Consider the following 11566-nt stretch of genomic DNA (forward strand, 5'->3'; position numbering starts at 1 on the left):
AACGGAAAGGCGGATCTTGAGGGGACGCTACACGTATTTTTACCGGGACGGTTGTTTGCCTGATGGCATATGAAAATTTAGTTTCTTTTATAACGAGAATTACTTCCATAAGCGTTGTCGGCTGAGTGGAGAGCCGTCTGCATATTTGTCCGAAGAACGGATTTGTTTTTTGTCAATTTTTTGCCTGACCCTTTTTGTTTTCCAATCCATCCTTTCGTTTTCCTCAATTGGCATCGAAACCATACTCGACGTTTTTTAAGAACATTTGCCTGACTCCTAAAGAAAATAAAATTGTGCAGGGGATGAAGGGAGACTAATGATGTATAGTGTGATGGTTGAATGTTATGAATCCTCAATGGGTTATATCTGTCGCGTTCCTTTCTTCCACCGATCCTGAAAAGACTCTGAGCCTGTGGCATCGCCTTTGTTTTGCCCATCATGGCAACAGCGCCCCGGAGTGCTTCAAACACGGGGCTTCACGCAACGTATACACCAACAACAGGGATACCAAACCAGAAGAGGGAGAGCCGCCATGAAGAAACGATGGATGCTTGCCGCTGTGGTCGTGTGGATGATTATCGGTGTGGGGGTGGTCAACGCCATGAAACCGGAGCCCGATCCGGATAAACTGTGGCGATACATCACCGAGGTGTCCGCCTATGATTCCTGGGGATTCTGGGGAGATCACGTCGGGCTCCAAGCCGGGGGCGCGCCCCATGGACCCTTCCACAAGGTGTTTGTGAACAAGCTGGGCCTTGATTCCAAAAAGCCCCCCGTGCGGTACGGCACCCTTATTGTCAAAGAGAATTACGGTGATGAGATGGGAAAGGATTTAAAAGCCGTCACGATCATGTACAAAGTCAAAGGCTATAATCCCGAGGCCGGCGACTGGTTCTGGGTAAAGTACAGCCCCGAGGGAAAAGCGGAAAAATTCGGGCGCCCCCAGGGATGCATCGACTGCCATGCCTCCATGGTGGATCAGGATTACATCATGGTTCACGGGTTTGGTGCGGAAGAGGAGTAAACTGCCCCAGGCCACAAGGCACGGGCATGCTTGCTGCCTCGTTCCCTGAACAGGGACCGGAAACAGATGTGTTTCCGTCGGCGTAACATTACAAAGAAGTCATTTGTTCTGCTGTTGTGGCGGGGTGTAAAGTGACCGCATGTTTCCCTTTGGGAGATATGCGGTTTTTTTTGTGTGAACCTTATGGAAAGTGTTTCGGCAGGGGTCTGTACCGGTTTTGTTCCCCTTGAAACCTGACCCCAAAATGATTATATATTTGCTGCCATTCTTTGAAGCAATGGGACTGTATTTTGACGTCCTGCGTGCTTTGGTAAAGGAAACGATCGCAGGGTGTTGTATGGACGATCCTCTTGAATCCCGTAACAGGGAAACTGCAACCTGCTTTCGAGAAACATGCCGCTACCGTGGCTTTGCCACCCTCGTCGTCGGAGCTTGTTTACTCTGTTATCCTGAAATGGAGCAGCGGACCTGGAAAAAACGATGACTGTCGCGTGATTGTGTTGAGCCCCAAACGTGTTCGGGTTGAACCTCATGTCTGAGCTGACCGGAGAAACTACATATGGAAGAACTCAAAGCAAAAGTGGAAGAGGCCCATGGCCGTATCAACGCCGTTCGCCAGGAGATCGGCAAGGTGCTTGTGGGACAGACGAAACTGGTAGACGGGCTGCTCATGGGACTTTTCACCCGTGGGCATATTCTCATCGAAGGGGTGCCGGGCCTTGCCAAGACCAGCGCGGTGAAGGCCGTTGCCGACGCCGTGGACGCTGAATTCAAGCGCATTCAGTTCACTCCGGACCTGTTGCCGGCAGACCTTGTGGGAACCGAGATCTACCGCCCCCAGTCATCGGATTTCGTCACGCGCAAAGGGCCCTTGTTTCGCAATATTATCCTTGCCGATGAGATCAACCGGGCCCCGTCCAAGGTGCAGTCCGCGCTTCTGGAGGCCATGCAGGAACGCCAGGTGACCATCGGAGACCAGACCTTCCCCCTTCCCGACCCATTTCTCGTCTTGGCCACCCAGAACCCCATCGAGCAGGAGGGAACCTACCCCCTTCCCGAAGCCCAGGTGGATCGCTTCATGTTCAAGCTCCTCGTGGAGTACCCCAGCAAGTCCGAAGAGAAAGAGATCATGCGCCGGGTGGGGTTCGAGGTCCCGGAAGCGATTCGTGCGGTCCTCTCCCCCTCAGACCTTTCGGCCATCTTCGACCTGATCCACGAAATCTACATGGACGAAAAGCTCCGGGACTACATCGTGGATTTAGTCTGCGCTACCCGCGAGCCTGCCGAGGTGGACGACGACCTGGCCGCATGGATCCGGTTCGGCGCCTCCCCCCGGGCCACCATTTTCCTGAGTCTTGCGGCACGTGCCTGGGCCTTTCTCCAGGGCCGCACCTACGTGACCCCCCAGGACGTCAAACAGATCGCGCCGGACGTCCTGCGCCACCGTATCATCGCCTCCTACGAGGCGGAAGCAGAGGACATCACCACAGACACCATCATCGAGCGGCTCTTCGAGAGGGTGGAGGTGCCCTGATATGCTGCCTGCCGAGGTGCTGAAAAAAATCAAGCGGATCCATATCCGAAGCCGCCGCATGGCCGATACCATGATGGCGGGGCACTACCGATCTGTCTTCAAAGGCGCGGGCATGGAGTTCGAAGAGGTGCGGGAGTACACCCCCGGAGATGAGATCCGCAGCATCGACTGGAAGGTCTCCGCCCGCATGGGCCGCCCCTTTATCAAGCAGTTTCGCGAAGAACGCGAAATGGTGGTGATGCTCCTCATCGACATGAGCCGCTCCGGGTTTTTCGGAACCGGGGAGAACTTAAAGGTGGACAAGGCAGCGGAGGTGGCCTCGGTCATCGCCTTCAACGCCATCAAAAACGGGGACAAAGTGGTGATCCGCGACCGACCGGGTGGAGCAGTACATCCCCCCCAAGAACGGCTCCGCCCATATCTGGCGAGTTATCCGGGAGATTTTTACCTTTACCCCATCATCCCGGGGCACCGACATCGAAGAGGCCGTGGCCTTTCTGGCGAGGGTCTGCCGCAAGCGCACGGTAAGCTTCGTGATCTCCGATTTCCTCTCCGACCCCTGCACCCGCACCCTGCGGCTGGTGGGAAGAAAACATGAGCTCATCTCCATTCTCCTTTCCGACCCCGGGGATTTTCTGCTTCCCTCCGGCGGGCTCCTCACCACCCGGGATTTTGAAACCGGCCGCACCGTGGTCCTCGACGTGTCCAACCGCCGGTGCCGGGAAAAGGTACGCCAGGTCAAGCTGTCCGAAAAGGCAGAGATCATGGATGAGATGAAGCGCGCCGGGTTGGACGTCATCGAGCTCTCCACCGAGGCCTCCACCACGGACGCCCTTACCCGGTACTTCACCTGGCGGGAAGGGAGGAGGCGCTGATGACATCCCCGATTCAAAAGATTCTTCTGGCTCTGTTTCTGGTGTTTGGCCTGGCCGTGACCTGCCTGCACGCCGATGAGGCATCCCAGCCCATCGCACCTCTTGCGCCTGACTCCCCCGCCATTGCTCCCCAGGCCCCGGATAAGGCCCCCATGACCGATATCCACGACATCGCCCCGCCTCGATTCACCGGGCTCTCCTCGGGGGTGAAGAAGGCCATGTTCTATGGCGGGCTTGCCCTTGGGGTCGTGGTCCTGGTGCTTACAGGGCTCTGGCTCTGGTTCCGGCGCAAGCAGGGCCCGAAAAAGGTCCCGGAGATCTACCAGCCGCCGGACGCCCTGGCCCTCATGGCCCTGGATCGCATCGAGCCCCTTATGACACAGGACGGCAAGGCCTTTTACTTTGAGCTTTCCGAAACAGCAAAGCACTACCTCAAGGGGCGCTTTGGCCTGGATGCCCCGGAGATGACCGCAGAAGAGCTGCTTCCGGCCTTGTCCGGCCTGCCGGTTACTCCTGACCAGAAAAAAACGGTCTCCGGTCTGTTTGCCCACGCCGAGCCCGTGAAGTTTGCCGGAATCGCGCCCGACGCCGGGATCATGGCCGGGGATTTTTCCGCCATCCGGCGGTTTGTCACGGACACGGCCCGGGATCCGGACGAGGATGCACCAGATAACGACTGAGTGGGTCCTCCACCTGAAACGTTTTTGCGGGGCGCTTTCACGCGACCTGCCGGAGGCATAACATGTTTGAGTTTGCAACGCCGTGGGCGTTTCTTTTGATGGGGGCCTTTCCGGTCCTCTGGTGGGCGGGTCGGCGGCGCAAGGCACCGGCCTTGAGGGTGTCCACCACCGTTTCCTTTTCTCTGGTGGAGCGGTCCTGGGCCGTGTCCGGCGCGAAGTTGGTGCCTTTGTGTGCCTTTGTGGCCCTTTTTTTGATGATCGTTGCCCTTGCTCGGCCGCGCTTGGGTGTTGAGCACAGCATGGTAAAGACCGCCGGGGTCAACATCGTTATTGCCCTGGACACCTCGGGCAGCATGGCCGCCCTGGACTTTACCCGTGAGGACAAGACCGTCAATCGCCTGGACGCCGTCAAAGAGGTGGTGGACCGGTTCGTGGCGGCTGGGAACGGGGGATTGCATCGGGCTGGTCTGTTCCGGCACTGAAGGGATCACCCAGATACCCCTGACTCGGGATTACAACACCATCTCGTCAATCCTTAAAGAGGTGGAGATCGGCGCGGCAGGGGAGCAGACGGCCATCGGCGATGCCCTGGGCATTTCCCTGAAGCGTCTGGAAGACATCGAGAGCACCTCCAACGTCATCGTGCCCTCACGATGGAATAGACACCGCAGGGAACAAACTCACCCCCATGCTCTCTGCCGAGCTGGCCGCCAAACGGGGCGTCAAGGTCTACACCATCGGCGTGGGCACCAAGGGCAAGGTGCCCTTCCTTGTGAACCATCCCCTGTTCGGTAAGCGCTATGTCTATCAGGAGGTCTCCATGGACGAGGAGACCTTGAAAGGGATCGCGGCCAAGACCGGCGGTCTCTACTTCCGGGCCGAGGACGCCGAAGGCATGCACAGATCTGGGCCATCATCGACCGCATGGAAAAGAGCGGGAGCGAGGGCGACCTCCTGGAACTGAAGATCGCGAGTACTACCGCATTCCCCTTCTCCTGGCCGTGGCGCTTCTCCTGGCCTCCGTCATCCTGGGTAACACACGATTTTTGAGGGTACCATGACCTTTGCAGACTCACACATGCTTTACCTGATCTGGCTCGTACCTGCCGTGGCCGCGCTCTTCGCCTGGGGCGGCATGCGGCGCAGGCGATCTCCTTTGCCTCGGAAAAAAGCCGGGCCTCGGTGCTTCCGGAGCGCACAACGGGTCGCCGGCGGGTCAAGGCGACCCTCATGGTCCTGACGACCTTAAGCCTCATCCTCGCCCTGGCCGGGCCGCGCTACGGGTATGTCTGGCAGGAGGTGGAGCGAAAAGGCGTGGACATCGTGGTGGCCCTGGACTGCTCCAAGAGCATGCTGGCCGAAGACGTGAAGCCGTCTCGTCTGGAGCGGGCCAAGCGGGAACGACCGCCTCCGGCGATGCTGGAAGGGGACCGCGTCGGGCTGGTGGCCTTTGCAGGAGAAGCCTTTCTGCAGTGTCCCCTCACTTTGGACTACAGCTCCTTTAATATGTTTCTGGACGCCCTGACCCCTTCATACCTGCCCGTGGGCGGCACTGACCTCGCAGGGGCCCTTGCCGTCTCCATGGAGGCTTTCAAGGCAGAAGACGCCACGGACAAGGCGGTGATCCTCATCACCGATGGAGAGAGCACCGACGGCAACCCCGAAGAGGTGGCAAAAAAGGCGGCGGAGCTCGGGATCAAGGTCTTTACCATCGGTGTGGGCAGCAGGGAAGGGGTGCCGGTGCCCGATGCAGGCGGCGGGTTCAAGAAAAACCGGGACGGCAGCATCCTGCTCTCCAAGCTCGACGCCGCCACCCTCAAGCGCATGGCCGCCATCACCGGGGGCAGCTTTGTGCGGTCCGTGGCAGGGGACATGGACTTAGACGTCATCTACACCCAGGGCATCCGCAAGACCATGGAGGCCCGGTCCCTGGAGAGCTCCCGCAAGAAGGTGTGGGAGAACAGATACCAGTGGTTTCTGGCAGCGGCTGTTGCCTTCCTGCTTGTCTACCTCGGCCTTGGAGACGCCAGGAAAAACGGCACCGTTGCCCTGGTGGCCCTGTGCCTGTTTCTGCCCCGATACGCCAGCGCCCTGGATCTGGCCTCCCCTCTGGAAAAGGGGGTGGCGGCCTTTGACACCGGGGACTACGAGGGGGCCCTGACCCACTTCATCGACGGGCAGCTCAACGACCCGGACAACCCGGCCATTGATTTCAATATCGGCACCGCCTATTATCGCCTGGAAAAATTCGACGAAGCTGCCAACAGCTTTGAGCGGGCCGCCCGTTCCGAAGACCCCTCCCTTAAAAACAAGGCGCTCTACAACCTGGGCAACAGCCGGTTCAAAAAAGGCGAGGTCAAGGAGGCCATCGAGACCTGGGAGAACCTCCTTAAAGAGGCCCCGGAGGACAAACGGACCGCCGAAAACCTGGACTTTGCGCGAAAACGGCTGGAAGAGATGAAACAGCAGCCCAAAAACCAGCAGGGGAAAGGCGACAACCAGCCCCAAAAGGACGGAGAGCAAGAGTCACAAGACTCCCAGAATTCCGGCCAGCAGGGCCAGGGGCAGAAAGACCAGAGCCAGAAAGATCAAGGGCAACAGGGGGCCCAGGGGGGGCAGAATCAGCAGCCATCCCCTGACCCGGAAAAATCCGGGGACGAGAAGGCTGGTCAACAGCAACAGGCCTCTTCCCCCGATCCTGCCGATGCCAATCCCGCAGGCGGCCAGCCCGGAGATGAAGCCCCCGGCGCGGAGGAGAATCAGGCGATGGGCAGCCAGGGCGAACCCGGGGATGAGGAGATGCAGCAGGCCGCCTCGGCCCTCAACCGATTGAAGGACAAACCCGGCGGCGTCATGATGCGGCGCGCCGAAAAACGACGTGTGGAAAAGGACTGGTAGATGAAACGCTTGTTTCTTTTTTTGATAACGATACTGCTCTTGGGGTCTTCGGCCTCCGGTGTCCAGGCCCAGGGGGCCCGGGCCGTGGTGGATACCAACCGGTTGCGGCTGGGAGAGTCCCTGACCCTGCGCGTCATCGCCGATTTTGACGACGCCCGGGTGGCGATGCCCGAGCTGGCCGATTTTCGCGTGTCGCCCAGGGGTACCAGCTCCCGGGTTCAGATGATCAACGGAACCACCACCCGGGAGGTGGAGAGCCTCTTTCTGCTCATCCCCTTGCGAACCGGTCAGCTCACCATTCCGGCCATTCCCGTCCGTGGAAAGGGCGTGCAGGCCGAGACCCGGCCCATTGTGGTGCAGGTGGACGAGCGCAGCGCCGCGTCAACCTCGGATCAGCCCTGGTCGGTGACGGCCGAGGTCTCCAACACCTCGCCTTACGTGGGGGAGCAGGTGGTGTGGACGTTCAGGTTTCAAACCGCGGCCGCCTTTCAGAACGCGCGCCTGGGAAAACCCGATTTTAACGGTTTCTCCTCGGACGAGATGGGGGAAGGCCGGGCCTTTGAACAGGTGATCAACGGCAGGCGCTATGCCATCCACGAAGTCACCGAGCTGCTCACCCCTCAGAAAGCAGGTGCTTTTGAGATCCAGCCGGCAAGTTTGTCTGTCTCCGTGGTCACGGGGCGCTCCCGCAGGTCCCGGGATCCTCTTTTCGATGATTTTTTCTCCACCCGCAACGTCATGGAGCAGAAGCTTCTCACCACTGAAGCCGTTGCCCTTACCGTTCGGCCCCTGCCGCCGTACTCTGGGAAAACCCCTTTTTCAGGGCTTGTGGGACATTTTTCCCTCACAGCTGCCCTTGAAAACGAGGAGGTTAAGGCCGGAGACCCCCTGACCCTGACCCTGACGATCCAGGGCACGGGCAATATCCGCGATGCCGCTTCCCCCCTTGTCTTTCTGCCCGAGGGCATGAAGCAGTACGGGGACACCCCCGTGGAGGAGATCGCCATGGGACCCTCCGGGTGGCAGGGGAAAAAGACCTTTAAAACAGCCATCGTGCCCCTCAAACCAGGAAACGTGACCATCCCGTCCGTTTCCTTGGTGTGGTTTGACCCCAAAGCTGAAACCTATCGCACGGGGCAATCCGGGCCACTTACCTTTACCGTAACAGAAAACACCGCCGCCGAGGCCGTGGAGGTGTTTCAGGCAGGGGCCGGGGATGCTCCTTCTTTGACACCGGAAAAAAAGGATGTCCGCCTCAAAGGCCGAGACATCCTTCCCTTAAATGTGGACCCGGACGCCGTTGTTCACAGGGCGCCCATGGATGTGACTACCCTTTTGGCCTTGCTGGCAGGGCCCTTTGGGGTGTTTTTGATTCTTGTGGCGGGGCTCAAGCGCTTTGCCCGCGGCCTCAGCGTGGGCCAGGCCCTGGGGCGCAAGGCTTCGGGTAAGCTGAAAGAAGCGGAAAAATCTGTGGGTGACACCGATCAGTTTTACGGCGTCCTTCACGCCGCCCTGGTGGCCGTCATGGGAGCCCTTGCAGGACGCCCCGTGGAAGGGTTGACCGGGAATGATATCCGGCAGATCGTGTCCCGGGCCGGTGGGAAGCCTGAGGCCGCTGAATCGAGCGTGGCTATTCTGGAGGCCGTGGAAGCCGCCCGGTACGGCGGCGCCGCCGAAGGAGAGGGGGGCCGCAAGGAAAAAGTCCGGGCCCTGGCGCAGCTCTTGAAGGAGGTGAAGGCATGAAGCGTCTGTTGTGTATCCTGATTTTGTTGATCCCCGCCGTGGCCTTTGGCAGCGAATTCTCCAAGGCCTTTTACGACGGCATCGCCCACTACGAAAAGGGCTGCTACGACGACGCCCTGGAGAGCTTTCTCTCCATCTCCCGCCAGGGCATTGTAAACGGTAAACTCGCCTACAACCTGGGCAATACCTACATGCAGAAAGGGGACCTGGGTCGCGCCGTTCTCTGGTACGACAGGGCCCATCGCCTCATGCCCGGGGACCCGGACCTGACCTTCAACCGGAACCAGGCCCTCTCCCAGGTGAAAGACCGCCAGGAGGAGACACAAAACCCGGTGGTGTCCGTTCTTTTCTTTTGGAAGCAGGGGCTCTCCCTGAAAACCCTCCAGCAGCTTGCCGTGGGCTTGGGAGTGCTCTTCTGGGGCCTTTGGGCTTTGGCGATCCTTTTGCGCAAGACACCCCTTAAAACCGCAGCTGCCGTAAGCGGCGCCCTGTTTCTTCTTCTGGCCTCCACGGCCCTCTGGGACACCGTTTCCGACGCGCGCATTCAAAGGGGCGTGGTGCTACCCCAGGCCGTCTCCGTGCGTTCAGGCCTTTCGGATACCGCCACCGAGCTTTTTGTCCTCCACGCAGGCAGCCGGGTCACCGTGGAGCAGGAGCGCAGCGGCTGGGTCCGCATCGCCTTTGCCCAGGGTAAGATCGGTTGGGTCAAAAAAGAGAGCGTCGGGGTGATTTGAGGTGGCAAAGAAAGCCTCAACCGAGCCGATTCCATTGGAGCACCGCACTCCTGTGCGGCATTGGCAAGACAACGGCATCCCGGGCCATGCCTTCGGACCAGACAGTCAATAGGATTTCATAACAACAAGACAGTTCATCCTGTTGCCCGAAAAAGCCGCATGGAGTGGGGCGCTCCACAACCGATCCGACGCCATTGGAGCGTCGCACTCCTGTGCGGCATTGGCAAGACAACGGCATCTCGGGCCATGCCTTTGAACCAGGCAGTCAATAGGGTCACTTCACAACAAGACGGTTCACCCCGTTGCCCGAAAAAGCCGCATGGAGTGGGGCGCTCCATAACAGATCCGACACCATTGGAGCGCCGCACTCCTGTGCGGCATTCGCAGGCCAATGGCATCCCGAACCATACTTTCAGATCGGGCGGTCAACATGATCATCCTGGCACAGGAGGAAGCATGACGCACCTTGGGTGGTATTCCCGGGGGTACCTTCCCCATTGCGATGCACCGGGCGCTTTGCAGGCCATAACTTTTCGTCTTGCCGACAGCCTTCCCCTTGATGTGTTGAAGAAGATGGAAAGAGACGTTGCGGCATCACCTGAGGGCCAAAAGAGCCGTAGATTGCGCCGGCGCATCAATGAGTGGCTCGATACAGGGTATGGGTCGTGTCTTCTGAACCATCCGGAATGCGCGACAGTTGTTGCCGACTCGTTTCGGTATTTTCATCAAACGCGTTATGAACTCATCGCATGGGTGGTGATGCCCAACCATGTTCACCTTGTTATCCGGCAATATGAGGGCTGGCCCCTGGGTGGGGTGATTTGAAGCTGGAAGGTCTTTACCTCAAAGAAGATCAGGGAAGTACATGGGGAGCCACTGCCCGAGAACATTTGGCAACGCGGCTTTTGGGATCGGTTGATTCGAAATGAACACCACTATGAAGCGGCCCTTCAATACATCGCCAACAACCCTGTACATGCAGGGCTTGTGGCTTCTTCCCATGAGTGGCCGTGGATGGGCTTGCCCTAATTTTTGAAAAGCCGCACGGAGTGCGGCGCTCCATAAACGAACGTCGTTTGGAATGCCGCATTCCGGTATGGTAACTATGCCGGTCTATTCAAAGGAGATCACCGTCCCCGTGTGGACCGAACGATACGTGTCTCCCAGCCGGGAGATGAGCCCTTTAAGGTGGTCGGGCCCGCCGCTGCAGTGGCAGATCATGATGTGGGGGATGGCTTCTTTTATGAAGTAGTCGGTGGTTTTTTCGATGCGGGAAGGGGCGGCCTCCACCAGATGGGTGCCGCCGATGACCGCATGGATGGGTTCCCCAAACTCTTTTTTGACCTTTTCCAGGATGTTCACCACCCCGGGGTGGGAGCAGCCCAGGACCACCACCAGGCCGCGGCAGGTTTTCAGCACAAGGGTCTGCTCCTCGGAAAAGTCGTCCACCACGCGGCCGTCATCTCTTTCCACCACAAATCGCTGATTGATCTTCTCAAAGGGGCTGGTCCTTTCAAAGCCTGTCACCGAGAATACCCCCGGGAAAACTTCCTTTGTGCCCCCTTCCAATTCGTTTACGGCAACGTTTGCCTGCTCAAGCTCCTCCTTCGAAAACGCGTTGCCGAGAAAGGCCTCTCCCGTCTCCCTAAATCCGTATTTCCTGTCGAAAAAACCGGGCCTCACAAAAAGATTCGTCTTTTTCCCGGCAGCTTGTTCCACAAAGGCCTTGTACCCGCCGGAGTGGTCGTAGTGGCCATGGCTGATGAAGACAGAGTCCACGGCATCGGTTTGGATGCCAAGGCGTTCCGCATTTTTGAGGAAGAGGCCCGTTGCCCCGGTATCAAAGAGAAACGTGGTGTCTCCGGCCTTGATGTGAAAGGAGAGGCCGTGTTCGGCTTCCAGGTTCGGATTGTCGCCCAGGGTGTTCTCCACAAGGGCGGTGAGGGTGACCTTCATGATGGGTATCCTTATATCCTTTTGCACATGAGAGACCGCCCGGCATGGATCGGGTGGTCGATAACTTTTTTTTCAGGGTGAAGTATTGTGCGGGGCGAAACAGATGTCAATGCCCCATGGGG

General features: G+C 58.7%; 11 protein-coding genes and 1 pseudogene. 11 read left to right on the top strand and 1 reads right to left on the bottom strand.

The window, feature by feature from the left end; genetic code table 11:
• Window positions 1-532: 532 nt before the first annotated feature.
• The 11 genes and pseudogenes from ACOYW2_RS04060 to ACOYW2_RS04110 all read left to right on the top strand — a co-directional run bounded on the left by ACOYW2_RS04060 (window position 533) and on the right by ACOYW2_RS04110 (window position 10313).
• The gene (locus ACOYW2_RS04060; RefSeq protein ID WP_482769478.1) at window positions 533-1024 is read left to right on the top strand and encodes a cytochrome P460 family protein; all 492 of its coding nucleotides are present in this window, start codon (window positions 533-535) and stop codon (window positions 1022-1024) included.
• 559 nt (window positions 1025-1583) lie between these two features.
• Window positions 1584-2558 carry an AAA family ATPase gene (locus tag ACOYW2_RS04065; RefSeq protein WP_482417339.1) on the top strand — a complete coding sequence of 325 codons (975 nt, stop codon included), beginning with the start codon at window positions 1584-1586 and terminating at the stop codon, window positions 2556-2558.
• Between the two features lie 112 nt (window positions 2559-2670).
• Window positions 2671-2862: pseudogene (locus tag ACOYW2_RS04070) on the top strand (DUF58 domain-containing protein); the annotation flags it as partial.
• A gap of 76 nt (window positions 2863-2938) precedes the next feature.
• Window positions 2939-3433 (top strand): DUF58 domain-containing protein, encoded by a 495-nt coding sequence (locus ACOYW2_RS04075; RefSeq protein ID WP_482769479.1) that lies wholly within the window; start codon window positions 2939-2941, stop codon window positions 3431-3433.
• Window positions 3433-4113 (top strand): hypothetical protein, encoded by a 681-nt coding sequence (locus ACOYW2_RS04080; protein ID WP_482769480.1) that lies wholly within the window; start codon window positions 3433-3435, stop codon window positions 4111-4113. The genes ACOYW2_RS04075 and ACOYW2_RS04080 overlap by 1 nt, the downstream gene beginning before the upstream one ends.
• A 62-nt stretch (window positions 4114-4175) precedes the next feature.
• Window positions 4176-4595: a BatA domain-containing protein gene (locus ACOYW2_RS04085; protein ID WP_482769481.1), complete on the top strand. Its 420-nt coding sequence runs from the start codon at window positions 4176-4178 to the stop codon at window positions 4593-4595.
• A gap of 206 nt (window positions 4596-4801) precedes the next feature.
• Complete coding sequence (locus ACOYW2_RS04090) at window positions 4802-5077, top strand: hypothetical protein (protein WP_482769482.1); 276 nt, start codon at window positions 4802-4804, stop codon at window positions 5075-5077.
• 266 nt (window positions 5078-5343) lie between these two features.
• Window positions 5344-7011, top strand: coding sequence for a vWA domain-containing protein (locus ACOYW2_RS04095; RefSeq protein ID WP_482769483.1), 1668 nt, complete (start codon window positions 5344-5346; stop codon window positions 7009-7011).
• Complete coding sequence (locus ACOYW2_RS04100; protein ID WP_482769484.1) at window positions 7012-8754, top strand: BatD family protein; 1743 nt, start codon at window positions 7012-7014, stop codon at window positions 8752-8754.
• Window positions 8751-9488: a tetratricopeptide repeat protein gene (locus ACOYW2_RS04105; protein ID WP_482421817.1), complete on the top strand. Its 738-nt coding sequence runs from the start codon at window positions 8751-8753 to the stop codon at window positions 9486-9488. The genes ACOYW2_RS04100 and ACOYW2_RS04105 overlap by 4 nt, the downstream gene beginning before the upstream one ends.
• Before the next feature lie 456 nt (window positions 9489-9944).
• A complete protein-coding gene (locus tag ACOYW2_RS04110; protein WP_482769485.1) occupies window positions 9945-10313 on the top strand; it encodes a transposase in 369 nt (122 codons plus the stop codon).
• Window positions 10314-10601: 288 nt separating this feature from the next.
• Here the strand turns inward: ACOYW2_RS04110 and ACOYW2_RS04115 are convergent, their stop codons facing one another.
• Window positions 10602-11444, bottom strand: coding sequence for an MBL fold metallo-hydrolase (locus tag ACOYW2_RS04115; protein WP_482769486.1), 843 nt, complete (start codon window positions 11442-11444; stop codon window positions 10602-10604).
• Window positions 11445-11566: the final 122 nt, after the last annotated feature.

The sequence above is a fragment of the Desulfoluna sp. CLI2B genome, from assembly GCF_056847375.1.

What these genes read in the sequence shown, in the direction of transcription:
- ACOYW2_RS04060 (WP_482769478.1), top strand. Translation starts at nt 533, where the DNA reads ATGAAGAAACGATGGATGCTTGCCGCTGTGGTCGTGTGGATGATTATC.
- ACOYW2_RS04065 (WP_482417339.1), top strand. Translation starts at nt 1,584, where the DNA reads ATGGAAGAACTCAAAGCAAAAGTGGAAGAGGCCCATGGCCGTATCAAC.
- ACOYW2_RS04080 (WP_482769480.1), top strand. Translation starts at nt 3,433, where the DNA reads ATGACATCCCCGATTCAAAAGATTCTTCTGGCTCTGTTTCTGGTGTTT.
- ACOYW2_RS04085 (WP_482769481.1), top strand. Translation starts at nt 4,176, where the DNA reads ATGTTTGAGTTTGCAACGCCGTGGGCGTTTCTTTTGATGGGGGCCTTT.
- ACOYW2_RS04090 (WP_482769482.1), top strand. Translation starts at nt 4,802, where the DNA reads ATGCTCTCTGCCGAGCTGGCCGCCAAACGGGGCGTCAAGGTCTACACC.
- ACOYW2_RS04095 (WP_482769483.1), top strand. Translation starts at nt 5,344, where the DNA reads ATGGTCCTGACGACCTTAAGCCTCATCCTCGCCCTGGCCGGGCCGCGC.
- ACOYW2_RS04100 (WP_482769484.1), top strand. Translation starts at nt 7,012, where the DNA reads ATGAAACGCTTGTTTCTTTTTTTGATAACGATACTGCTCTTGGGGTCT.
- ACOYW2_RS04105 (WP_482421817.1), top strand. Translation starts at nt 8,751, where the DNA reads ATGAAGCGTCTGTTGTGTATCCTGATTTTGTTGATCCCCGCCGTGGCC.
- ACOYW2_RS04110 (WP_482769485.1), top strand. Translation starts at nt 9,945, where the DNA reads ATGACGCACCTTGGGTGGTATTCCCGGGGGTACCTTCCCCATTGCGAT.
- ACOYW2_RS04115 (WP_482769486.1), bottom strand. Translation starts at nt 11,444, where the DNA reads ATGAAGGTCACCCTCACCGCCCTTGTGGAGAACACCCTGGGCGACAAT.